We start from the raw sequence: 24,437 nt of genomic DNA on the forward strand, positions 1-24,437 counted from the left end.
TTCCCGGATTGAGATTATTCTGATTGGTATTCGGCGAAGTTCCCGGATTGAGATTATTCTGATTGGTATTCGGCGAATTTCCCGGATTGAGATTATTCTGATTGGTATTCGGCGAATTTCCCGGATTGAGATTATTCTGATTGGTATTCGGCGAATTTCCCGGATTGAGATTATTCGGATTGGTATTCGGGGAATTTCCCGGATTGAGATTATTCTGATTATTGGGATTGTTGAGATTATTGGGATTGTTGAGATTGTTGGGATTGTTGGGATTATTGGGATTATTGGGATTGTTGAGATTATTGGGATTGTTGGGATTGTTGGGATTCGTACCCGCAGGAGTAGTTATCGGGGTGCCGGCAGCATCTCTGGTGACGCTGTTGGGGTTCGGAGCCGCACCCGGATTGGCTGCATTGGGGTTATTTGCAGGAGCATTGGCGGGGTTGTCGGCAGTCGGAGCCGCGTTTCGGGGAGCTGCATTGGTGCCGCACAAGCTGACTAAATCAAAAGTTGTGCCGCTTGGGGTTTCGATGAAGCAAACCGGCACGTCTACTCGTGGGTTTGAGGCTCTGGGAAACTGAGCTGTTCCCGGCATGGGACGGCTAAAGGCAGCTTCAGCCATCAGCGGGGTCAAGGCAGCCGATAGAGCGGCTACGAGGCGCAATAATCTCATCAGCACTTCCTCAAATGTTGTATTTTATTTGCTCCAGTATTGCTTAGAAACTGCTCTCGTGCCCTCATTCTAAAAGCCGATTTTTTGACAAATCCTTCTTAGCGGGCTAACGCTGGCTGCAACATCTCGCGCACACAGAAAGTACACTTAGAAAAAGCTGAGAGTGCCACAGTCGCGTCCTCTGACAAAATCATTTGACTCCTGTACCCGTCCTCTGAGGGTTCTCGAAATACGTGAAGTTGGCGTTCGTTGATATCTAGCACCCAAAAATCGTCTATTTTTGATTTAGCATATATTGTTCCTTGAATCTCGCAGTCATTTTTCAGGGTATTATCCGCTATTTCGATCAGCAGATATATCTCCGAGGCGATGGGGTGGCTCTCAGCATAGCGCAGCAAGTCTGGCATCACAACTGCGATCGACGGTTTTGGTTGTGCAGCGCCTAACTGAATTGGTAGCTGCGCCCGCACCAAAACCTCATCTGTTAAGAGCTTTTCCAGCAATTTCTGAATAAGTACGATCGCTGTAGCATAACCGGTTCCCTGTGTTTTCATTTTTTGTCAATCAGTCCTGCAACTAATTTTACTTTTTTTGGTTAGTTGTTAGTTGTTAGTTGTTAGTTGTTAGTTGTTAGTTGGTAACACCTGACAACTAAACAATAACAACTGACAAAAATCGTTGTTCGCAACAAATAACAACTAACCAATAACAACTAACAACTAACCAATAACCAACTTGCTTTAATACCGAATTCGCGGGTCAATGTAAGCATTCAAAACATCAATTGCGATACTAGCAATTACGACAATTCCCGCAAAAAACACCACAATACCTTGAACAGTTGGATAATCCCGCAAACTAATCGCTTCGTAAAGGCGATTTGCCAGCCCCGGCCAAGAAAAAGTAACCTCCGTTAAAATAGCACCACCCAACAGAGCAGCAAAAGTCAATCCTAAGACAGTAATCACCGGAATTAGCGCATTTTTCAGAGCGTGAGCCCATAAAATCTGCAATTCAGGAATGCCCCGAGCTCTAGCTGCTTCAACATAATCTGCTTGCAATGTTTGCTTGAGATTCACCCTCACAATGCGCTCAAAAATGCCGCTCAACAGAATGCCCAGTGTCAAACTCGGGAGTGCCAAATAATGCAAACTTGTGAGAAACTGACCGGGGTTAGCGCTCAGGAGACTGTCTACAGTGTACAATCCCGTGAATCCTTGGGGGGCTCTTAATGTCACCGGAAAGCGAGTTCCCAACGGAAACCAGCTTAATTGCACCGCAAAAATCAACTGCAAAACCATGCCGGCCCAAAAAGCCGGCAGCGAGTAAGTGATAATGCCAAACAAACGGCCTACAGCATCGAAAATAGTGTTGGGGCGGGATGCTGCCAGGGAACCGATACTGATGCCGACAATTAAAGCTATGGCCATGCTACAAACTGCTAATTCCACTGTGGCGGGGAAATAGTCTCCGATAATTTGCCAAACGGTTTGTCCGCGAGTGGTGATGGAGGTTCCCAAATCGAAGCCTAACAAGTCTTTCATGTATTTGAGATATTGTTGCCACAGGGGCGCGTCGAGGCCGAGTTGGGTTCGCATTGCTGCTTTGGCGGCGGCGGGAGCTCGCGAGCCGAGAATGGCGTCAATGGGGTCGCCCGGAGTGGCCCGCAGCAGCAAAAATACTGCTGTGGTGATTGTCCACAACATTAGCGGTGCCAGGAGCAAGCGGACAAATATATAAGATTGCAGGGCTTTTGAACGAGACATAAAATTTGCTTGCGGAGTCAGTAGTCAGTAGTCATTAGTCATTAGTCAGTAGTCAGTAGTCAGTAGTCATTAGTCATTAGTTGTTAGTTGTTAGTCATTAGTTGAATGTAGAAGGCGGATTGAATGTGGAAGAAACCAATATTATAGCTCTGTGACTTCTGTGTCGCGAATCAACGAAATTGCAAAATGTCTGACGCAGAACCTAATGATGTAGGGTGCGCAGTACACACCAGATCAATAACTACCGCGCCAAACACTTTTTGTGTAAGTCCTATGTGCCCAGCAGCGATTCAAATGCGGCTTGCAAAGACTTGATATCGCCTACTCTGGCTACTAACAAGTTTTCGCTGCCGGCATCCTGCAACCTGTGCTTCCAATACTGGATGCTCTCGGAGTTGTTCATCCAGAAACTAATTACGGTGTCTACGACTCGATCGACATCCCAGCCGCGATAGGGAGAAACTGTCTCCACGGATGCCACAAACGCATCGAGAGTGCACTTCCGGTTTCCTAAGTATTCTACACCGGACGGCTGCTGTTGTTGCAGCAATTCCTGGTGCTGGTTAAAAAACGTTAAAGTTGGAGATACGCCCAGGATTTCAAATGTATAGCTCATGTCATCCTCCAGAAGTATTATTTTGCTCACAGCTCGTAGCGTAGCGGGGCGCAAGCCATCGTCCAAAAAAGCCAAAAACAGTTTACTTGGCTGCCCTCGATCAACCGCAGATGCTTCAATTACCCTCTTTTAGTGCGATCGGGATTTTGCCCGCTTATTCTATTAATAGCAAATTTTTAAACAGAGGATTGTCAAATAACTTACATTTCTCATGGGAATGTAGAAAAAATTAAAATGTGATTTTTATGAAGCAGCGGTAAGGTGCGTCATCTGCACCCGGAGAAAGTGATAGAATTTTAGACTTTAGATTTGAGATTAAATAATTGGCAATGACTGATAAATTAAGGGTTTGGAGCACGGGCATACAGTTGCTTTTTTTACCTGGTGTGAGTTTTTGCCCCCTCCTTCGCCGATCGCGATCGCCCGATTCACTCAAGTAGTGGCATGATTAATATTACAAGTTTTTACAGTAGCGGTTGAAACCTCAGCCAAGTTTTGAGAGACCCGGTACAGCACGTCACTCTTTTTGTGCGACTTTGTACCTTATCATATCTAGGGCATCTTTTAAACGACAAACGATACGCAAACCCGGTAGGTGTCAAAATAATATTGATGTTATTTAAAAGTCTGAGCAGTGGTCTGATGAAAAGCTCGCCCAAGATGTCACTGAGCCTAGTCTTGTTGATACCCCTGGTGGTGCAAATCTCCGTAGCAGTCGGCGTCACAGGATGGCTGTCATTTCGCAACGGCCAGCAAGCCGTCAATGATCTTGCTACCAGGTTGAGCTTGGAAGTCGCAGCTAGGACTAAAGAAAATTTTCGCAGTTTTGGGGATGTGTCTCACCTGTTCCTGCAAATGAATACTGCTGCGATCGCCTCTGGAAACCTAGACCCTGATGACTTTCCCAACCTAGAGCGCTATTTGTGGAACCAGACCAAGCTGAGCGATCTCGCTACAACAATCTACTACGGCGACGAACAGGGCAGATTCCTCTTGCTCAAACGGGAAGCAGAAAACTTAGTATACATCAGAGACGAATCAACCGCTCCCGATCGCCAAATTTATCGCCTCGACAGCCAAGGAAATCGCACTAAACTCATCCAAACCGCAGCCTACGACCCCCGTACTAGACCGTGGTACCAAGCTGCCAAACAGGCAGAAAAAGCCACTTGGTCTCCGATCTACGTGTTCACGGCCTCGCCAGTTCTGGGAATTACGCCCGTGATGCCGATTTACAATGAAACAGGAAACCTGCGGGCGGTACTAGCAATTGACCTGACTCTTTCTCAAATCAGCGATTTTCTCAGAAGCATCAAAATTAGCCCGTCAGGAGAAGTTTTTGCGATCGAACGCAGCGGCGAAATAGTCGCCAGTTCCACAGATGAATTGCCCTTTATCACAGACAAAGACGGACAGAAACGGCTGTTGGCGACTAGAAGCAAAAATTTGCTAATTCGATCGGCTTCCACATACTTGCAAAAACGATTTGGCAGTTTTGCACAAATTGACAGCCAAGGACAGTTTACCTTCGATCTAGACGGCCAACGTCAATTTATTACGGTTGCTCCCCTGCGAGACGGCCGCGGCCTCGATTGGCTGATTGTCGTAGCCATCCCGGAAGCAGACTTTATGGAGCAAATTAACGCCAACACTCGCACAACTATCTTATTGTGCTTTTTTGCCTTCATCTTGGCGATCGTCCTGGGAATTTTCACCTCTCGCTGGGTTGTCGAACCAATTACCCGATTGCTGGAAGCTTCCAAAGCTTTAACAAAAATGTCCGAATCTGCCGACTTCACCTCCGCAGAATTAGACGGCGAAGTCGAAGTCAAAGGCGTCAACGAACTAGGCATTCTGGCTCAGTCTTTCAACCAGATGGCCAGACAATTGCGATCGTCTTTTGTAGCCCTAGAACGAACCAACTCCAGTTTAGAACAGCGAGTAGCAGAGCGGACTGCCGAACTCGAAGCCGCCGAAGCAGAATTGCGGGCTTTGTTTGCAGCGATGCACGAATTAATTATAGTTGTGGATGCCAGCGGACGCTACTTAAAAATCGCGCCCACAAATATCTCCATGCTCTACAAACCAGCCGCCGAATTAGTTGGCAAAACAATCAGAGAGCTGTTCGATCAAGCTACGGCGGACTATTTTTTAAACAACATCCGAGCAGCTTTAGATACTCAAGAAACAGTCAGCATCGAGTACAATTTAACTATTGACAACCGCGAAGTTTGTTTTGCCGCCAGCATTTCGCCGCTGTCAGAAGCATCCGTAATTTGGGTGGCCCGCGACATTACCGAACAGAAGCGAGCCGAATCGGTGCGGCGGATGCGGCAAAAACAATTGCTCAAACAAAATACGGTTTTGCTAGAATTGGCAAGAAATAAAGCGCTGTATCGAGGCGATTTGCAAGTAGCTTTGAGAGAAATCACCGAAGCTGCTGCTCATACCCTAGATGCAGAAGGGGCTGGAGCGTGGTTGTACGACGAAAGCCGCTCGAAACTGCAATGTCTCGACCAATTTAGGCGCAGCAACCACCAGCACTCCCAAGGTGTCGAAGTCGCAGCAGCAGACTATCCAGCTTATTTTAAAGCTTTGGAAGAAGACCGGACGATCGCAGCCGACGACGCTCTCTCAGATATTAGAACCAGAGAATTTGTGGGATCTTACTTTGCACAAAGTAACATCACATCAACCTTGGATGCGCCGGTGCGGCTGGGAGGACAAACAGTCGGAGTCATCTGTATCGAACAGGGGGGCACTGCTCGCAACTGGACAGTAGAAGAACAAAATTTTGCTGCTTCCCTCGCAGATTTGGTATCATTGGCGATCGAAGCTAGCGATCGCGATCGGACACAAACCGCACTGCGTCAAGCAGAACAAAAATACCGCAGCATCTTTGAAAACGCAGTCGAAGGCATTTTTCAAACCACCCCCGAAGGCAGCTTTTTGAGCGTAAATCCAGCTTTAGCCCGCATCTACGGCTACGCCACTCCCGAAGAATTGATCTCAAATCTCACAAACATCAGACAGCAAGCTTACGTCAATCCCCAGCAGCGCGAGAAGTTTATGCGAGTGATGAAAGAATTCGGAGAAATTTCCGGGTTTGAGTCAGAAGTTTACCGCGTTGACGGCAGCGTAATTTGGATTTCTGAAAGCGCGCGTGCAGTGTGCGATGCCAGCGGCGAGGTACTCTACTATGAAGGCAGTATCGAGGATATTAGCGATCGCAAAGTCTTTGAATCCGCCTTGCAACTCGCCCTAGAAGCAGCCGAAGCAGCTTCCACCGCAAAAAGCGCATTTTTGGCAAACATGAGCCACGAACTGCGAACACCTCTCAATGCGATCATCGGCTACAGCGAAATGCTCCAAGAAGAAACCGAAGAATTGGGCTACGATGAACTCACCCCAGACTTAGACAAAATCCGCACATCCGGCAGACACTTGCTATCGCTAATTAACGACATTCTCGACATTTCCAAAATCGAAGCCGGCCGAATGGATGTGTACTTAGAAACCTTCGACATCGCCGCCTTAATTGGAGAAGTCGCCGACACCGCCGCGCCGCTAATTGAGAAAAATCATAACACTTTAAACTTACAGCAAATTAGCAATATCGGCACTATGCAGGGTGACATTACCAAAGTGCGGCAGATTTTATTAAATTTGCTGAGCAATGCCGCCAAATTCACAGAAAACGGTACAATTACCCTCAGCGCCAGCCGAGAAAAAAACGCGGGCTACAGCAGCGAAGCCAGACAAGAAAACACTTCAGAACCTGCGGTAAATTCTCCATCCTCAAATCCCAGTAAAGAATTTTTAGTGGTTAATTGTACTGATACAGGAATTGGGATGAATCCAGACGAATTGGAGCAAATTTTTAAACCCTTTACCCAAGCAGACGCTTCTACCACGCGCAAGTACGGCGGCACAGGTTTGGGACTAGCAATCAGCCAGCGTTTTTGTCTTATGATGGGCGGCAATATTTCAGTAAACAGTCAAGTCGGTGTTGGTTCTACTTTTACCATCAGCTTACCTGTTAATACTTAAACAAGTAATTGGTAATTGGTAAGTGGTAATTGTATTACCAAATCTCGTAGGGGCGGGTTCACCAAAAATCTTTGGTTCACATCCAAAATATTAATAAACCCGCCCCCACCCAACCAACAAACCCCGATTACGGAACAGGTTTTTGAGTATCTGGGATGGGATGGGGCGGGTTTTTTATTTCTGGGATTTGATGAGCTAAATTTGGGTGAACCCGCCCCTACAAATCTTGGTATTTTTGATGTATTTTTGTCGGGCAAATCCCTTCTCAAATATTAATAAACCCGCCCCCACCCAACCAACTAACCCTGATTGCGGAACAAGTTTTTGAGTATCTGCGATGGGTGGGGGCGGGTTTATTATTTCTGGGATTTGATGATATAAATTTGGGTGAACCCGCCCCTACAAATATTTTAATTTCCAATTCCCAATTACCTTTGAATGCTTCTCGGATCGAGAGCATCCCGCAACCCATCCCCCAATAAATTAAAGGCCAAAACAGTCAAAATAATCAGTGTAGCCGGAGGCCAAACCAACCAAGGCTGCAACACTAAAATTGAAGCATTCGTAGACAGAGATAGCAAATTTCCCCAAGAAGGATCAGGCTGTTGAATTCCCAAGCCAATTAAACTCAAAACCGATTCCGCCACAATAAAACCCGGCACCGACAAAGTAGCAGAAATAATTACATAAGTTGCAGTTTGTGGCAAGACGTGGCGGACAATAATATAAATTGGGTTGGCGCCCATAGCCCGCGCCGCTTGCACAAATTCTAGCTGTTTGATTGACAGTACCTGACCGCGAATTACTCGTGCTAAACTTGCCCAACTGATAAATGATGTAATCAGCACAATCAATATAAATCGCTGAGCGCTTGTCAATCCCGGGGGCAGAAGTGCTGCTAGCGCTACTAATAAATAAATACCGGGAATCGTCATCAATACTTCGGTGAAGCGCATTAAAATGCTGTCAATCCAACTGCCGAAATAACCGGATATTCCTCCGATTAACAATCCCAATGGAAAAGAAATTGCTATGCCAACTAAACCGATACTGAGGCTGATTCGGCTGCCCTGTACTAAGCGGCTGAATTGATCGCGAGCTTGTTCGTCGGTGCCTAAAATGTTTATTTTACCTTCTCCTGTAGTGCCAACCAAGTGCCTGTCAAATGGTAAAATTCCTAAAAACTTATAGGGAGCACCTTTGACAAACAAACCCAGAGCAGACGGTTTTCGCCAGTCTACAATTACCTCGCGAGCGCCCGTATTCGCATCCACCGGCCCCTGAGTTGTCGGATAAACGTGCGGCCCGATAAATCGACCATCTGGGGTACTTAAATAAATCTGAGTCGGCGGCAGCAAGGAACCATTTAATTCAGAGTCGTAGGGGTTGTAAGGTGCCACAAATTCGGCGAAAAGTGCGACTGTATAAAAAATTAACAGCACCACTGCTCCCAACCGAGCTAGAGGATTTTTTCTAAGATTTTGCCACCATTTCATAAGTTTTAGGTTTGAGTACAAATAAACATTAGATGGGTCGGGCGGGTTTTGCCTCGATCAACTGGCGTGTATCATAGATTCTTAGCTAAACCCGCCCCTACAATATACTATTGTTTTTTGTAATGATTTACTTACTACAAAAATTAGACTATTTTTTTTCATCTGGAACCAAAATTATTCTAGTTTCATTTTCGACAATTTTGCCCAATTCCTCGCCGCTAAAGGGATTGTAGAAAAATGAGCCTGTTTGTGGAGGTAATTTGGGATTGAGTACAATTTCTACTATACTTTTGACAACCCCAGTCAGCGGAATTGCCAGGATAACTCCCAACAATCCTCCCACTCTACCTCCTAACAGCAAAGCTGTGAAAATAATTACCGGGCTCAATCCGGTGAGATTGCCCATGATTCGGGGTGCTACTAAATTATCCTTGATTTGCTGGAGACCGATCGCAACTGCCAACACTTGCAGCGCCAGCCACCAATCGATAAACGCTACAATTATACTAACAGTACCAATGCCCAAAGTTGCTCCAATAAACGGAATTATTTCCGTCAATCCGATAAACACGGCAAACAACAGAAAAAACGGCACTTGCAGCCACCAAAAAGCTAGACTTAGCGTGGTAGCCATAAACACTCCCAGCAATAACTGTCCCGAGACAAATCGCTGGAGGTTTCGCTGCAAAGTATCGGTTAAAACATAACGAATATCCGGCGAAAAAATGCTGGTCAAACCCTGCCACACTCTTTGGCCGTCTAAGAGCATATAAAATGAAATTACCAGGATCAGAATTAAGTCGAGAAACCAGTTAACGGTACCGACAACTAAACCTAAACTTGTACCTGCGATTGCTTGCACTTGTTCCTGCACTTTCGCGGATAGCTGCTGTTCTAATATTTGCACGTTAAATGGTAAATTGCGATCGGCACTCCATGCTTGAAATTCACCTAACTGCTGCCGCGCAGACTCCAGCAAATCCGGGAACCTCACCCCCAACTGCCTCGCTTGGCTGAATACCGGCGGTACAATAGTTAAACCGATGACTACTACTACCACACCCGCAGTCAAATAAACCAGCCCCGCAGCTACTCCCCGCGGCAAAAATACTTGCAGTCTTATTACTGCATAATTTAATAAAAATGCAATCAGTCCCGCTGTTACTAAAATGCTGACCAGTTCCCCAACATAATTGATAGCAGTCAGGGTAAACCATCCAGTCACTAGCACTAGCAACCAAGTAATTAGAAACTGTTGGAGGGGAGAAAAGACACTATTCATTTTGATTTTTGTCAATTAAACTGGTATAATTACTTCAGCCGCTGTGCCGTATTCTACAACACACATATTATAGATCAATACGTTTCAGTTAAGCCCGGAGATCCCCCCTAACCCCCCTTCCCAAGGGGGGGACAAGAGCATTCTCTCGCGTCCCCCTTCCCAAGGGGATCTCCGGGCAATAAACAGTTTTAACGCAAGCGTATTGCATTATAGATTAGCAGTAATTAGTTCAAGATTAGACTGAATTCTCAGAGCATTGATGAGTTGGTGACGGCAAAACCGCGAAGAGAGATTAGATAAGCCCGATCGCCCTGAACGATCGCAAATCACCCTAATATCCAGTATGCCGTCAGCCCCATGAGTTAAATGTCGATCGCACTCTCGTTCGATCCCAACCGCCAGGAACACGTGAAATAGCGCCACACTCACCCAAAAGGAGGACGCGCGATCGCTGGCGCACTCGGCTAAAATGAACTAGATATTAAAACCGCAATCTTTCTTTACAATATAAAAAACCGAAGGCTCAAACCGGCGGGAGGAACTACCGTGACGAATCAAGTTTTTTCAGAAGCAGAAGAAAAGCCACCGCTTGTCCCAGTGCAGACCGGGCGCGACAGGAAATTAGTAGTGGATGCGCCTGAAACTGGCATCTCAGATACGTCTCGCTGGCACTTCTCCTCTGAGGAAGATGAACGAGAAATTCCTCTAGAAGTTCCAGAAATCGATGGGGAACAATCAGAAGTTTGGGAACCAGAAGAGCCAGAAGCTCCGCCCAGTAAAGGACTCAGGTGGCCGACGCTGTTGGCGGGCGCAGGGATGGGCGTGGCTGCAACGCTGCTAGCAGTACACTTGACTGCGGGTAAGCAGAGCGCGCGTCCCCCAGTTGCAGCCCCAGCCGCAGCTCAGCAGGGGACAGCTCAAACGGTGACAGTGGCGCCTGTGGAATCAGCCGAGGTGGCTCAAACTCTGGAAGCGACGGGCACTGTGGCCCCCTACGATTTGCTGCCGGTGCTGCCGCAAGCCAACGGTTTGCAAATCAAGCAGGTTTTGGTGAAGGAAGGGGATGCGGTAGAAAAAGGTCAGACGATGGCGGTTTTGGATGATTCGGTGCTGCGATCGCAAATTGCCGAAGCAGTTGCTAAAGTAGAATCGGCAAACTCTACGGTAGAACAAGCGCAAGCTCAGGTACAGCAAGCCCAATCTACCCAAAAAGAAACCGAAGCCGGTGTCGCTCAAGCCGTAGCTGGCGTTGAAAAAGCCGTGGCTGAGCTAGCGCAAGTTAAAACAGGTGTCGGCCAAGCCCAAGCTGGTGTGGAGCAAGCTAAAGCAGGTGTGAATCAAGCTAAAGCTGGCATTGCTTCCGCCGAGGCCAAATTAGCTCAAGCCCAACGAGAAGTAAATCGCACCCAAAATTTGGCGGCTCAAGGAGTAATCAGCCAGCAAGATTTGGAAAAGCGCAAGACGGAACGAGAAACTGCTGTTCAAGATGTGAATAAAACTAAGGCTGATTTGAATAAAGCTTTAGAAGAACAGAACAAAGCAGCGGAAGAAGTGCGATCGGCTCAAGCTAAAGTAGTTAATGCCGAAGCTAATATCAATACCGCGCGAGCTGCTGTCACCAGTGCGAGAGCTAAGGTGAATACTGCGGCCACAACTATCAGTAGCGCTAAAGCAAATGTGGGGAACAATACAGCAGGTGTCCGCAGCAATGATGCGCGAGTCAAACAGTTGCAAACTCAACTCGAACAAACTATCGTCCGAGCGCCGGACAGCGGTATTGTATCCGAAAGAATTGGTCGAGTTGGTGATGTTTCTTCGGGGAGTCAAAAACTATTTTCGATTATTCGGGGAAACAAGCTAGAACTGCAATTGAAAGTGCCGGAAACTCAGGTTTCGCAAGTGCGGCCGGGAACGGCGGTGCAGATTACTTCTGATTCTGACAAGCGGATTAAGCTGTCAGGAACTGTGCGAGAAATTTCGCCGTTAGTTGACCCGCAAAATCGACAGGCTACGGTGAAGATTGATTTGCCTGGAAGTGAGTTTTTGCGATCGGGAATGTTTTTGCGCGCCTCGATTTCGACGGCGACGGCGCAAGGTTTGAAAGTTCCTGCTAAGGCTATTTTACCTCAGTCTGATGGCAGTTCTATTGTTTACAAACTTGTGGGCGAGGACAAGGTGCAGGCTCAGCCGGTGGTGGTTGGGGAGATTACTGGGGGCGCGGTTGGGGATTTGACGAGCGCTCAGGTTCAGATTAAAAAAGGGCTGAAAGCGGGGGATAAAGTGGTTGTTGCTGGTGCTGGTTATCTTAAGGATGGCGATCGGGTGAAAGTCGGCAGTCAGTAGTCATTAGTCATTATTGTAGGGTGCGTCAGGGCAGAATTTGACAACTACAGACTAATAATTTTCCCCTGACGCACCTTGCGATTAGTTGGTTGCTACATATTTGGAGCGGGCAAGATGCCCACTCCACAAGATTTGTAAGAGTATTAAAATGTCAACTCAATGTTTTTTGAATTGAGCTGCACTAAATTCAAATTGTATGTCAATAAATAGTCAAACTTTTGTGGGGTGGGCATCTTGCCCGCCCCGAACATTTAATTCAAATACGCAATAGCTGACCAATGACCAATTACCAATTCCTATTATGTCTTTCAACATTTCGGCTTGGTAGATCAAACAGCCTGTCCCCACGATTGTTTTATTCTTAATTCTGACAATCGGGGGTTTAGTATCATTTCCGGTTTTAGGTATTGATGATTCACCTAATATCGATGTGCCTTCTGTTTCGATATCTGTTATCCAACCGGGGGCAGATCCAGCCGAACTTGAATCGCAAGTTACGAAGAAAGTAGAAGATGCTGTGGCTGGTTTGGGCAATATTGACCACATTATTTCTACTGTTAACGATGGTTCTTCTAATACGACGGTTAACTTTTTGTTGGGCACGAATAGCGATCGCGCTACGAATGATGTCCGCAATGCGATCGCCCAAATCCGCCAAAGTCTGCCGCAAGATATTAACGATCCGGTTGTCAAGCGGGTGGAATTTGCGGGTAGTTCCATTATGTCCTACGCCGTGGTTTCCGATCGCCAAACGGTAGAACAGTTAAGCGAATTAATCGACCAAAATATCAGTCGCGTCCTCCTCTCCGTCAAAGGTGTGGCTCAAGTGCAGCGAATTGGAGGCAGAGATAAGGATATTCGAGTTGATTTAAACCCGGAACAACTGCAAAGTCTCGGGATTACAGCTACCCAAGTTAACGACCAAATTCGCAATTTTAACATCAATCTTCCCGGTGGCAGAACTGAAATCGGCAATTCCGAGCAAACAGTTCGCACCATCGGCAGTGCCAAAACTATCGAACAGTTGAAAGCTTATCAAATTACTTTGCCTAAAGGCGGTTTTGTCCCGCTTTCCAGTTTGGGAAAAGTTGATGAAGGCTATGCAGAAGCGCGTCAGGCGGCGCGGCTCAACAACAAGCCTGTCGTGGCTTTTTCTATTCTCCGCAGCACTGGTAGCACTCTGGTGACTGTGGAAGAAGCGGTGCGGGAAGCTGTTAAGAAAATGGAAAAAACTTTGCCAACCGATGTCAAGCTAGAACTTATTTATACTTTAGGAGATCACATCCGAGATTCCTATGAAGCTTCTGTTGATGCTTTGATTTTGGGGGCGGCTTTAGCAATAATAACTATTTTTATTTTTCTGCGGGATTGGCGGGCGACTTTGATTGCTGCTGTGGCCCTCCCGCTGTCGGCAATTCCTACTTTTGCTGTGCTGAGGATGGTGGGATATACGCTTAACAGCATGACTTTGTTGGCGCTGTCGCTGGTGGTGGGAATATTAGTCGATGATGCGATCGTCGAAATTGAGAATATCGAACGCCACGTCGGGATGGGGAAAACGCCTTATCAAGCTTCTTTGGATGCTTCTGCTGAAATTGGTTTGGCTGTCGTTGCGACGACGATGACGATTGTTTCGGTGTTTGCACCGGTGGCTTTTATGCCGGGAATTCCTGGTCAGTTTTTTCGACCTTTTGGGGTGACGGTTTCGGCTTCGGTGTTGTTTTCGCTGTTAGTAGCCCGCACTGTGACTCCGATGATGGCGGCTTATATGTTTAAGGATAAGGCACACGATCAGGAACTTAAAAAAGACCAACTTTCCTATCAGTATCGCCGACTTTTGACTTGGGCGCTGAAGCATCGGGCGATCGTCCTAATTTTAGGTGTAGCCTTGTTTTTCGGCAGCGTGCAATTAATTCCTTTTATTCCGACGGGTTTTATCGATCGCGATGATACTGGACTTTCTACTGTCTCGATCGAACTACCGCCCGGTTCCACTTTGTCACAGACAGATTTAGCAGTGCAGCAAGCAACGAAATTATTGCTCGCCCATCCAGCCGTAGATAGCGTTTTGGAGACGGAAGGTGCTCCGACAGTCTCCGGGGGTGGGGGTGGCGGCGGCGGGCGTGCTAGCGGCGTAAATACAGCCAGTCTGTACGTGAAATTGAAGCCCGCCGACAAGCGGATCGGACAACAGAAGTTTGAAGAGGAAATGCGGCCGAAACTTACCGATGTTCCGGGTGTGCGGCTGAGTTTTGCTCAAGGGCGTGTGGGCGGTAGAAAGCAAATGTCGATCGTCCTCAAGAGCGAAAATGCCGAAGCTTTAACTAAAACTGCGGAAACTCTCACGCAACAAATGAGGCAACTTCCGGGACTAATTGAAGTACAATCGAGCGCGAGTTTGGTGAAGCCGGAGATTTTGGTGAAACCCGATCCGATTCGGGCGGCGGATCAAGGTGTTTCGGTGCAGCAAATTGCCCGCACTGCTTCTTTGGCAACGATTGGAGATATTGACTCGAATCTGGCTAAATTCGATTTGCCGGACAGACAAATTCCGATTCATGTGATGTTAGCATCGCAGTTTCGCAGCGATATCGAAACAATTAAAAACCTGCAAATACCGGGTAAAAATAATACTTTGGTGCCGTTGCGGGCGGTGGCGGATATTACTTTGGGTAGCGGGCCTTCTCAGATCGATCGCTATGACAGAGCTCGTCAAGTATCTGTAGAGGGCAATTTGTTGCAAGGTACGACTTTAGGAGAAGCTGTTGCTGCGGTGAAGAAACTGCCTGCAATGAATCCTTTACCGCCTGGAGTGGAACAGGAATCTTCGGGCGATGCGAAAGTGATGCAGGATATTTTCAGCGGTTTCGCCGGGGCTTTGGGAACGGCGGTACTGTTTATTTATGGTGTTTTGGTGCTGTTGTTTGCCAACTTCTTGCATCCGATCACAATTATGGCGGCATTGCCTTTATCTCTTGGTGGTGCGCTGTTGGGACTTTTGGTAGGTCAAAAATCCCTCGGTTTGTACGCTTTGATTGGGGTGGTGTTGCTGATGGGAATTGTGACGAAGAATTCGATTTTGTTGGTGGATTACGCGATTATGAATCTGAAGGAAGGTGAGCCGATGTATGAGGCGACGCTGGATTCTGGTGTGGCGCGGTTGCGGCCGATTTTGATGACAACTATTGCGATGATAGCTGGGATGGTGCCCATTGCCCTGGGAATTGGTGCGGGATCTCAGGTGCGGAGTCCGATGGCGATGGCGGTAATTGGCGGTTTGATGACTTCTACGCTGTTGACTTTGGTGGTGATTCCGGTGATTTTTACCTATATGGATGGTTTGCAAACCTGGATTTTTAGTCTGGTACGGGGGAAGAAACGATCGAATTCTTCTGTGGTGCGATCGAAATAAGGAGACGGCAATGCCGTTTCCCTACCAATATCGTGTATTCCGGGTAGGGACACGGCACTGCCGTGTCCTCTTGCGGTGTCGCTGCAAATCAGGAGACGGCAATGCCGTGTCCCTACAGATATCCTCCGGGTAGGGAAACGGCACTGCCGTGTCCTCTTGCGGTGTTGCTGCAAATCAGGAGACGGCAATGCCGTTTCCCTACAGATATCCTCCGGGTAGGGAAACGGCACTGCCGTGTCCGACTGCGGTGTCGCTGCAAATCGGGCGATCGTTGCTAATTTGTTTTAATTGATATCTGCGTGCATACAGATTTTTTCGATCGTTCAAATATGCAGATTGAAACGTTAACATTTTTTGTCGCAAATAAAACAAACATTTGCCGCACAAAAAAACTTTGAAAAATAGCATAATTTTGGAGGTAAAAAGCCTGATAGTAGAGAAACAAGAGCCAGGTGCAGATGTCAAAATCGCCCTCGCCTGTTATTAGTAAGCAGGAAAAAAGATGGCAACAATTCTCGGTACATCATCAAATGACAGTCTCGTCGGCACCTCACTTAATGACAACATCTCAGGGCTTGAGGGCAATGACACCCTCAGTGGCTTAGATGGCAATGACACCCTCAGTGGTGGCGCTGGAAACGACAGCCTCAGTGGAGGTGGGGGAAATGACTCCCTGATTGGTGGCTTCAATGGCACTGAGACCCTGGATGGCGGTGCGGGCAATGATTTTCTTGATGCAACAACTGGCAGTCTCAGTGGTGGCGATGGAGATGACACGCTGTATGGAAGTTTCTCTTCAACCTTGGATGGCGGTGCGGGCAATGACTATCTCAGTGGTGGAGGTAATAGCCTTGTAGAAGGCGGTGCTGGCGATGATACGCTCTCTGTCGGATTTGGCGGACATACGCTACGAGGCGGTGCAGGTAACGATCGCTATGTCACGCAATATACTCAGCCGCCTCCATTTCAAATTCAGGATACGGGTGGTATTGATCGCTTAGACTTTGTTGATTTTAACAACAATATCAGCATCAGCACCAGCCCTACTCTATCGCTGTCGCTGTCATCGGGAAATACAGGCTTAGCGCGACAAGGCACTAGCTTGCTGATTGACATCAACAAAGACGGGATAGCAAGGCCTACGGATGACGTGGTGATTTTAGACTTCTTCGCATCGCCCACTGTTGCAGGCGCTGGTTTCATCGAAACTGTGGGCAACCTTTCTGGTAGCGCGATTCTCGCTGCGAATCTCACTGAGGCTACGGCGGCATCAGGAAGCAATTCACTCACAGGTACTCCTGGCAATGATAACCTCACAGGCACTGCCGGTAATGACAACATCTCTGGTTTAGATGGCAATGACACCCTCAGTGGCTTAGATGGCAATGACACCTTGCTAGGCGGTGATGGAAAGGACAGCCTCAGTGGAGGTGCGGGAAATGACTCCCTGATTGGTGGCGACGGCACTGACACCCTCGATGGCGGTGCGGGCAATGATTTTCTGAATGCAAGTGGCCGTCTCGCTGGTGGTGATGGAGATGACACACTTTTTGGACGTTTCTCTTCAACCTTGGATGGCGGTGCGGGCAATGACTATCTCAGTGCTAACTTTAATAGCATTGTAGAAGGCGGTGCTGGCGATGATACGCTCTCTGCCGGATTTGGCAGTGGAAATACGCTGCGAGGCGGTGCAGGTAACGATCGCTATGTCATGCAAGATTTTGCACAGCTTCAATTTCAAATTCAGGATACAGGTGGCATCGATCGCTTAGACTTTGTTGATTTTGACAACAATATCAGTACCAGCCCTACCTTGTCGCTATCGCTGTTATCGGGAAAGACAGGCTTGACGCGACAAGGCACTAGCTTGCTGATTGACATCAACAAAGACGGGATAGCCCGGCCTACGGATGACGTGGTGATTTTAGACTTTTTTGGTGCATCGCCGACTGTTGCAGGCCCTGGTTTCATGGAAACTGTGGCCAACCTCTCAGGTAGCGCGATCCTCACAGCCAATTTACCAGAGGCTACGGCAGCACCAACGCCAACAACACCGGCAACAACGCCAACACCGACAACACCGACAACAACCGGTACAAGCACAACGTTAGTAACAGGGACAACCACAACGATAACAACAGGCACAACCACACCTGCACCCGTTTTCAATCCGTCGCCGGATCTGTCGATCGCACTGCCGATCGCACCCACAGCCAGCAATTCGCCCACACCAACTGGCTCACTGCCTTCTACCCAGGGCAGCAATCGCAACGACATTCTAGTGAGTACAGGCAGTAACAATCTCCTGTTTGGCAACGGCGGAAACGATTCCTTGGTAGGCAATAGCGCCAACGACACTTTCTTCGGAGGCAAAGGCGACGACGCCCTATTTGGCAACAGCGGCAATGATAGCCTCTTTGGCAATCGCGGCAATGACACCCTGGTTGGCGGCGACGGCCAAGATACCGCATCTGGAGGCAAAGGTGACGACGCGATCTTTGGTGGTGGCGGCAACGATCTCCTCAATGGCGAGCGTGGTAACGACTTCCTGGTTGGTGTTGAGATTACCGCCACTAATCCCGGACGCGGCGAAATCGATACGCTGATTGGCGCACAAGGCAACGATACCTTCTTGCTGGGAGATGCAGTCAAGTTCTACTACAACGATGGCATCGATAGCAGCACTGGCGCCGCCGACTACGCTTTGATTGTCGGCTACGACTCAACTGACGATATCATCCAACTTCAAGGCGCTCCCAGCACCTACGTGCTAGGCGCTTCTCCCGCTGGATTGCCTGCTGGAACGGCTATTTTCAAGAAGACTGCGGGTGCTAACGAATTGATTGCGATCGTCCAACCAGTTTCTGGCTTTGGGCTTGATAGCACCTCTTTGCGCTTCGTTTAACGGTTAAGGGCGATCGATCGGGCGATCGTTTGTCCAATGGCCTCGGCGGTTGAAACCGCTGCTACACAAACGATGTCCGCCTTCGCGGACTGAAGAGTAGAAGTATTAGTCCTGCCTTTGGTGCAGGACTTTTTTTGTCTGGATGGGCGATCGACTGCCGGAACTTAATTGTCAAAATGGTTGACTCAGAATCGCAAAATCGTTGTATAATGTTTTTCAGGTCATTTTTTACCGCAACGCCTCAAAAGTGAAAGCAAGTAAAACAGACTAAGCGCGGGCGTAATTCAGTGGTAGAATGTCAGCTTCCCATGCTGGACGTCGTGGGTTCGAGCCCCACCGCCCGCTTTGACTCAATTTTCATAAAACTATGAAAATTAATTAGTGCTATCAATTCGATCTATGGCTAATTTCTTAACCGCTGCATTATATAAGTTTGTTGAACTATCGGATTTTGCCGACCTGAGAACACCGATACTGGATTGTTGCAACAACAATCACGTTACAGGCACTATCTTGCTGGCAGCAGAAGGCATCAATGGCACTATTGCCGGCTCGCCCGAAGGCGTACACGCAGTCCTAAAATTCTTGCGTAGCGATTCACGTTTTGCTGATTTGGTTCACAAGGAATCTTTCTCAGAAAAAGCACCTTTTTACCGCCTAAAAGTACGCTTGAGGCGCGAGATTGTTACGATGGGCAGACCCGACATTAATCCCCGCCTCATGGCTGGCAAATATGTCAAGCCTGAGGAGTGGAATAAGCTGCTTGATGATCCTGATGTTGTTGTGGTTGATGTGCGTAACAACTTCGAGGTATCTATGGGTACTTTTGCAGGCGCTATAAATCCCCAAACAAAAAGCTTTTCCGATTTGCCTGAATGGGCGCTGCAAGAAGCTGCTTTACGCGATAAACCTAAAGTGGCAATGTTCTGCACGGGCGGCATTCGCTGCGAGAAATCTACTGCTTTTTTGCGCTCTCAAGGCTTTAATGAAGTCTATCATCTCGAAGGTGGGATTTTAAAATATTTGGAAACGGTGCCGGAAGCAGAAAGTCGTTGGCAAGGTGAATGTTTTGTCTTTGATGAACGGGTTTCTGTTGTGCATGAGTTAAAGTTGGGTAACTATCAACTTTGTCGCGCTTGTCGTGAGCCGATTAGTGAGGAAGATCAGGCTTCTGAATTATTTGTACTTGGTGTGAGTTGTCCTCATTGTCATGACTCGAAAACCGAAACCAAAAAACAAGGCTTTTCTGAGCGGCAACGTCAGATTGAGCTTGCTAAGCGTCGTAACCAAGCACATATCGGCGCACGCTATGATGCTACAGGAAGAACTAGATAGTGCGATCGATTAATAGTATGAGCGCTAATCTTAAAGAAACCGGGTTTCTCGGAAAACTCTGGTTGGGTGACGTGAAATCTAGAAAGAAACCCGGTTTCTAACTCCTGTAATATTAGCGCTAAGCTCAAAGAAACCGGGTTTCTCTGAAAAATCTGGTTGGGCGGCGTGAAATCTAGAAAGAAACCCGGTTTCTGACTCCTCTAGTATTAGCAAGCTCAAAGAAACCGGGTTTCTCTGAAAAATCTGGTTGGGTGACGTGAAATTTAGAAAGAAACCCGGTTTCTGACTCTAAAGCCTTCCTAATGACTAATGACTAATGACTAATGACTAATGACTAATGACTATATGTCAACAATATACCCAATTTTGTATTCTTTCCGCCGCTGTCCCTATGCGATGCGCGCGCGCTTGGCGCTGATGGTTAGCAATCGCGTGTGTGAGTTGCGGGAAGTTGTTTTGCGAGACAAACCACAAGAAATGTTGGATGTATCTCCGAAAGGTACGGTACCGATATTGATTGATGTTGATGGGCGTGTACTCGATGAAAGTATCGATGTCATGTTGTGGGCATTGCGACAACACGATCCTGAAAAATGGTTGATTCCAGAACAAGGTTATGTTGCAGAAATGCTAGCACTAATTGCTCAATTTGATGATAGATTTAAATATCATCTCGACCGTTATAAATACCCGGAACGTTACCCAGGTGTTGATGCTGAAGTTCATCGGGATAAAGGTGCTTTATCTCTGGAAAAACTTAATGTAAAGTTAAGGGCGACTAAATATTTGTTTGGTAATAATGTAGCATTGGCTGATATGGCGATCGCACCTTTTGTCCGTCAATTCGCCCATACCGATAAAAGTTGGTTCAGCGAACAGTCTTGGCCTCAGCTAGAAGCTTGGTTAACAGCCTTCACAGACTCGGAAATTTACGCTAGTGTGATGCAGAAATACCCTCCATGGGAATCGGGGAGTGCAGGCGTTGTTTTTGGGCGATCGTAATTATCCGCAATCAATAGACAAGATTGCTTTCATTTGTTCTCAATTCTTAAAATTATCTGCGTTGATCTGTGTTTATCTGCCTTACATCTGCGGTTGACCTATCCATCAAAGATTTATGCAATAAGTTTAAGATGCAATGTTATTCTTGTCGCTCAGGCGTTAGTGTATTCTAGTAAATATTGTCAGGCTGAAATTATGATTGATGTTGGTTCGTTAGTTCGATCGCCCAAAAACGATATGGGAATCGGAAAAGTTGTCGAGGTATCCCACCCCGATGCCGTAATTGAATATTTTTGCTCAGTAAAAAACCGCATCCGCAAAACTGTACCCTTGGGTTTGCTGCAAGAAGCCCGACTTCAGCGCCAAACCCGCTGCTATCTCTGGAGCACAACTCAGGAAAGATGGATAATCGGCCGAGTTTATGACTGGGATGAAGATAAATTAGAGTACGAAATTGACCTCCCCGACAGCCAAAGTTTGCAAGCTGTCGAAAGTGAACTTTACGTGCGCTGCAATATCCCGATCGCCGATCCGATCGACATTTTAGCAGTCAAAGGCCAAGAAACGCCGTATTTTCACGATCGCCGCTTGGCTTTTGTGCAATCTGCGATCGAACAGCGCGCCGTCAGCCGGGGCATGACGGGGTTAATTTCTGCGAACATAGACCTCTACCCGCACCAAGTTGAAGTCGTCCGGCGCGTCTTAGAAGACCCGATCGTGCGCTATTTATTGGCCGACGAAGCAGGACTCGGCAAAACAGTAGAAGCGGGGACAATTCTCCGCCAATTTCTGCTCGACGATCCCAACGGGCGCGCTGTGGTGCTCGTTCCCAAATACCTGCTTGAACAGTGGCGGCAAGAGTTAGAAAATAAATTCTATTTGTCTCATTTTGCCGATCGAGTACAACTTGTTGCTCTTAGCGAAATCAATCAAATTAGCCGCAACGCTAACCTAGATTTTCTGATAGTTGATGAAGCGCACGATCTGGCTGCAATGGCAAATTCGGGCGATCGCAACCAGCAACAATCCTTTGAACTCTGCCAGAAACTAGCCCACAAAAGCAAAAATTTATTGTTATTATCTGCAACGCCAGTCGTTGGCCGCGAGCAAGATTTTCTGACAATGCTGCACTTGCTAGACCCGACAACTTACCGTCTTGATGATTTGGAAAGTTTCAAGGAACGGGTACAAAACCGTCAGGAAATTGGTCGCGCTTTGCTAGATTTCCGAGAAACAGCACAGGCTTCTGTTTTGCAAACAAAACTCGCTAAACTCCGTACTCTGTTTGCGAAAGATGATTATTTAATCGGCTTAGCAACTGAGTTAGAAAGTTGTTTGAAAACTGAAGAAACCACAGAAAAATCTCGCCTGATCCGAACTATTCGCACTCACATTAGCGATACCTACCGCCTGCACCGCCGAATTCTCCGCAACCGCCGGGATGCCGTGGAAGATGTGATTTTCGATCGAGATGCTGTCCCCAAAACCGAGTACGATTTGAATGATGAACAGTGGTCGGAAATTCAAACTGTACTCGATAAATGGCGCGCTGCTGCTCCGAAATCCAGCGAATATCAGAGAATTTTTCTGCTGTTTTTCCGGGCTTCCGGTACTTGGCTGAATGTTTTGGAACGGGTTGTTAAAGCTCGCTTGCAGAAGAAATCAAGTCCGGAGCTCGATCGCGATTTTGGACAAAGCGACACCGCAATTTTGACCAGAACTGCGCTGTTTCCCGAAGAAAGGGAAATCCTCGAAACCTTACTCAACACGGTGGAAAAACCCCAGGAAGGACTCGATCGACCGAGTTTGTTACGAATCGCCGTTTTGCGATTTCTCGCAGTTGCTTTGAAGGTTCCGCGCGAGTATCACACCAATCCTCGCGATTTGTTATCGAGAATTCAGCAGCAAATTAAACGGCCGATTCCGGGCGAGCGTTTCCCGAAAATTGTGATTTTCACCAGTTTTACGACAACTTGTCAAGAGATTGCGGAGAATTTAGCTAAAATCTTTGGTAAAAAGGCGATCGCCAGCCATGACACTGGTAAATCGGGGGATGATGTTGAGGCTAGTCTGCATCGGTTTAAGACGGAGCCGCACTGTTTTATCTTAGTGTGCGATCGATCGGCCGAAACAGGCGTAAACCTGCAATTGACAGATTGGTTAGTGCACTTCGATTTACCGTGGTTTCCCAACCAGTTAGAGCAAAGACTCGGCAGAGTCGATCGCATTGGTAGCAAAATGGGAGTCCAATTTTGTTTGTTTGCAGGCCCAGATATGCCCGATAGCCCCCACGAAGCTTGGTTTCAAGTTTTAAAAGACGGGTTTGATATCTTCAACAAATCTATTTCCAGCCTTCACTTTTATGCTGACAAAAAACTCATTCAACTTGAAGAAAAGTTGTTTACCGAGGGAGCCAAGGGCTTATCAAGCGAACTTGAATTGATTAAAACTGAAATCGAACAAGAGAAAATCAAAATCGATGAACAGTACGTTCTCGATGAAATTGACACTCTTGATGACAGCGCATCTCAGTATTTTGAATCCCTCGACAACTGCGATGCACGTCATAAAGAAATGCAGCGGGCGGCGGAAGGTTGGTTGTGTCAAGCCCTCCACTTCAAACAAGTCGAACATCCGAGTATATCTGGGTTGATGCGCTATCAACCTACTCAAAAAACCTTAATTCCCTCGAAGGATTTGACAACTCGATTGGTTCCGTATTGTCAGCAGTATGGTAGTTACAATCGCCGCATTGCTCATCAGAATGTGGATGTCGTGCTTTACCGAACTGGCGAGGGATTAATTGATGCACTTGGCTCTTATATTCGCTGGGACGATCGGGGTCAAGCTTTTGCAATGTGGCGGCATGATGAGAGTTGGGATGCTGCGGAAGGGAAGGAATGGTTCGGCTTCCAGTTTAATTATTCAATCCAGACTGATGTGCAGCCGTCTGAGCAAGTTTTGCAAGCGCAAAATATTGAAAATTACAATCTGAAAGCTTTGCAGCGCCGCGCTGATGCTCTGTTTCTCCCAACTTTTGAAACTGTATTTGTAGACGCTCGCAGCGAGCAGATGTCTCTGGTGGAAGATGCGGAAGTTCTGGCAATTTTGCAGCGGGCTTATAAGGGGAAAGGCGGGCCGAATCGGGATTACAATTTGTCGAAAAATCGCACGTCGATGATTGACAGTTTTGTCGATCCGCTGGATTGGGATGATTTTTGCCAAAAGGGGCGGGTGGTATCTGAGGAATTGCTGCGCGGGCGTGAGGCTTTTGTGGAAATGTGCAATAGTTCCGCTGTCAGTGCTGCTGTTCAACTCGAAAACCGGGTGAATCAATTGCAATTGCGCTGGGATCGACTTTCTAAATCCGAACAACTTTTAGAATCGGTTTTGGCTGATGAAATCAGTACGGAAAGTGCGTTGAGTCAAGCGGTTTTAGCGGGAATTCGCCGCCCGCACCTGACTCTTGAATCGGTGGGATTTATTGTGATTTCTGGGCGTGCTCCTGTGAAATCGGAGGATGAGGGATAATCTCAAATCAGCTTAATTGTACTCTA

The 24,437-nt window shown here is 47.3% G+C and carries 15 protein-coding genes and 1 tRNA gene; 8 read left to right on the forward strand and 8 right to left on the reverse strand.

The window, feature by feature from the left end:
- The 4 genes from QUB68_RS02710 to QUB68_RS02725 all read right to left on the reverse strand — a co-directional run.
- Positions 1 to 673, reverse strand: a 673-nt coding sequence (locus tag QUB68_RS02710) for a hypothetical protein (protein ID WP_332989132.1), incomplete at its 3' end; no start/stop codon positions are given.
- 98 nt (positions 674 to 771) lie between these two features.
- Positions 772 to 1,227 (reverse strand): Uma2 family endonuclease, encoded by a 456-nt coding sequence (locus QUB68_RS02715; protein WP_332989134.1) that lies wholly within the window; start codon positions 1,225 to 1,227, stop codon positions 772 to 774.
- A gap of 186 nt (positions 1,228 to 1,413) precedes the next feature.
- Positions 1,414 to 2,439, reverse strand: coding sequence for an ABC transporter permease (locus tag QUB68_RS02720; RefSeq protein ID WP_332989136.1), 1,026 nt, complete (start codon positions 2,437 to 2,439; stop codon positions 1,414 to 1,416).
- Between the two features lie 271 nt (positions 2,440 to 2,710).
- Positions 2,711 to 3,055: a hypothetical protein gene (locus QUB68_RS02725; protein ID WP_332989138.1), complete on the reverse strand. Its 345-nt coding sequence runs from the start codon at positions 3,053 to 3,055 to the stop codon at positions 2,711 to 2,713.
- 642 nt (positions 3,056 to 3,697) lie between these two features.
- Here QUB68_RS02725 and QUB68_RS02730 point away from each other — a divergent pair.
- Positions 3,698 to 7,105 (forward strand): PAS domain S-box protein, encoded by a 3,408-nt coding sequence (locus QUB68_RS02730; RefSeq protein WP_332989140.1) that lies wholly within the window; start codon positions 3,698 to 3,700, stop codon positions 7,103 to 7,105.
- Positions 7,106 to 7,533: 428 nt separating this feature from the next.
- Here QUB68_RS02730 and QUB68_RS02735 read toward each other — a convergent pair whose 3' ends face one another.
- The 3 genes from QUB68_RS02735 to QUB68_RS02745 form a co-directional block, all read right to left on the reverse strand.
- Positions 7,534 to 8,601 carry an ABC transporter permease gene (locus QUB68_RS02735; protein ID WP_332989142.1) on the reverse strand — a complete coding sequence of 356 codons (1,068 nt, stop codon included), beginning with the start codon at positions 8,599 to 8,601 and terminating at the stop codon, positions 7,534 to 7,536.
- A 148-nt stretch (positions 8,602 to 8,749) separates the two neighbouring features.
- A complete protein-coding gene (locus tag QUB68_RS02740; protein WP_332989144.1) occupies positions 8,750 to 9,883 on the reverse strand; it encodes an AI-2E family transporter in 1,134 nt (377 codons plus the stop codon).
- A 207-nt stretch (positions 9,884 to 10,090) separates the two neighbouring features.
- Positions 10,091 to 10,306, reverse strand: a complete 216-nt coding sequence (locus QUB68_RS02745) for a hypothetical protein (RefSeq protein WP_332989146.1) — start codon at positions 10,304 to 10,306, stop codon at positions 10,091 to 10,093.
- 123 nt (positions 10,307 to 10,429) lie between these two features.
- On the opposite strand from QUB68_RS02745, the gene QUB68_RS02750 reads away from it, so the two are divergent.
- Together QUB68_RS02750 and QUB68_RS02755 are read left to right on the forward strand one after the other, a co-directional pair.
- The gene (locus QUB68_RS02750) at positions 10,430 to 12,226 is read left to right on the forward strand and encodes an efflux RND transporter periplasmic adaptor subunit (RefSeq protein ID WP_332989148.1); all 1,797 of its coding nucleotides are present in this window, start codon (positions 10,430 to 10,432) and stop codon (positions 12,224 to 12,226) included.
- Between the two features lie 328 nt (positions 12,227 to 12,554).
- The gene (locus tag QUB68_RS02755; protein WP_332989228.1) at positions 12,555 to 15,638 is read left to right on the forward strand and encodes an efflux RND transporter permease subunit; all 3,084 of its coding nucleotides are present in this window, start codon (positions 12,555 to 12,557) and stop codon (positions 15,636 to 15,638) included.
- Between the two features lie 198 nt (positions 15,639 to 15,836).
- Here the strand turns inward: QUB68_RS02755 and QUB68_RS02760 are convergent, their stop codons facing one another.
- Positions 15,837 to 15,989, reverse strand: a complete 153-nt coding sequence (locus QUB68_RS02760; RefSeq protein ID WP_332989150.1) for a hypothetical protein — start codon at positions 15,987 to 15,989, stop codon at positions 15,837 to 15,839.
- 151 nt (positions 15,990 to 16,140) lie between these two features.
- Here QUB68_RS02760 and QUB68_RS02765 point away from each other — a divergent pair, with 151 nt between their 5' ends.
- From QUB68_RS02765 to dpdE, 5 genes are all read left to right on the forward strand, one after another.
- A complete protein-coding gene (locus tag QUB68_RS02765) occupies positions 16,141 to 18,543 on the forward strand; it encodes a calcium-binding protein (protein ID WP_332989151.1) in 2,403 nt (800 codons plus the stop codon).
- Between the two features lie 273 nt (positions 18,544 to 18,816).
- Positions 18,817 to 18,888 (forward strand) — tRNA-Gly (locus QUB68_RS02770).
- A gap of 54 nt (positions 18,889 to 18,942) precedes the next feature.
- Positions 18,943 to 19,878 (forward strand): oxygen-dependent tRNA uridine(34) hydroxylase TrhO, encoded by a 936-nt coding sequence (trhO, locus tag QUB68_RS02775; protein ID WP_332989153.1) that lies wholly within the window; start codon positions 18,943 to 18,945, stop codon positions 19,876 to 19,878.
- Positions 19,879 to 20,208: 330 nt separating this feature from the next.
- Positions 20,209 to 20,880, forward strand: a complete 672-nt coding sequence (locus tag QUB68_RS02780; protein WP_332989155.1) for a glutathione S-transferase — start codon at positions 20,209 to 20,211, stop codon at positions 20,878 to 20,880.
- Between the two features lie 195 nt (positions 20,881 to 21,075).
- The gene (gene dpdE, locus QUB68_RS02785; protein ID WP_332989158.1) at positions 21,076 to 24,411 is read left to right on the forward strand and encodes a protein DpdE; all 3,336 of its coding nucleotides are present in this window, start codon (positions 21,076 to 21,078) and stop codon (positions 24,409 to 24,411) included.
- Positions 24,412 to 24,437 lie beyond the last annotated feature (26 nt).

The organism is Microcoleus sp. A006_D1, assembly GCF_036702805.1.
Taxonomy (GTDB): Bacteria; Cyanobacteriota; Cyanobacteriia; order Cyanobacteriales; family Microcoleaceae; genus Microcoleus.

Coding starts and splice junctions, on each gene's coding strand:
- QUB68_RS02715 (WP_332989134.1), bottom strand. CDS start 1,227: ATGAAAACACAGGGAACCGGTTATGCTACAGCGATCGTACTTATTCAG.
- QUB68_RS02720 (WP_332989136.1), bottom strand. CDS start 2,439: ATGTCTCGTTCAAAAGCCCTGCAATCTTATATATTTGTCCGCTTGCTC.
- QUB68_RS02725 (WP_332989138.1), bottom strand. CDS start 3,055: ATGAGCTATACATTTGAAATCCTGGGCGTATCTCCAACTTTAACGTTT.
- QUB68_RS02730 (WP_332989140.1), top strand. CDS start 3,698: ATGAAAAGCTCGCCCAAGATGTCACTGAGCCTAGTCTTGTTGATACCC.
- QUB68_RS02735 (WP_332989142.1), bottom strand. CDS start 8,601: ATGAAATGGTGGCAAAATCTTAGAAAAAATCCTCTAGCTCGGTTGGGA.
- QUB68_RS02740 (WP_332989144.1), bottom strand. CDS start 9,883: ATGAATAGTGTCTTTTCTCCCCTCCAACAGTTTCTAATTACTTGGTTG.
- QUB68_RS02760 (WP_332989150.1), bottom strand. CDS start 15,989: ATGTTAACGTTTCAATCTGCATATTTGAACGATCGAAAAAATCTGTAT.
- QUB68_RS02765 (WP_332989151.1), top strand. CDS start 16,141: ATGGCAACAATTCTCGGTACATCATCAAATGACAGTCTCGTCGGCACC.
- trhO (WP_332989153.1), top strand. CDS start 18,943: ATGGCTAATTTCTTAACCGCTGCATTATATAAGTTTGTTGAACTATCG.
- QUB68_RS02780 (WP_332989155.1), top strand. CDS start 20,209: ATGACTAATGACTATATGTCAACAATATACCCAATTTTGTATTCTTTC.
- dpdE (WP_332989158.1), top strand. CDS start 21,076: ATGATTGATGTTGGTTCGTTAGTTCGATCGCCCAAAAACGATATGGGA.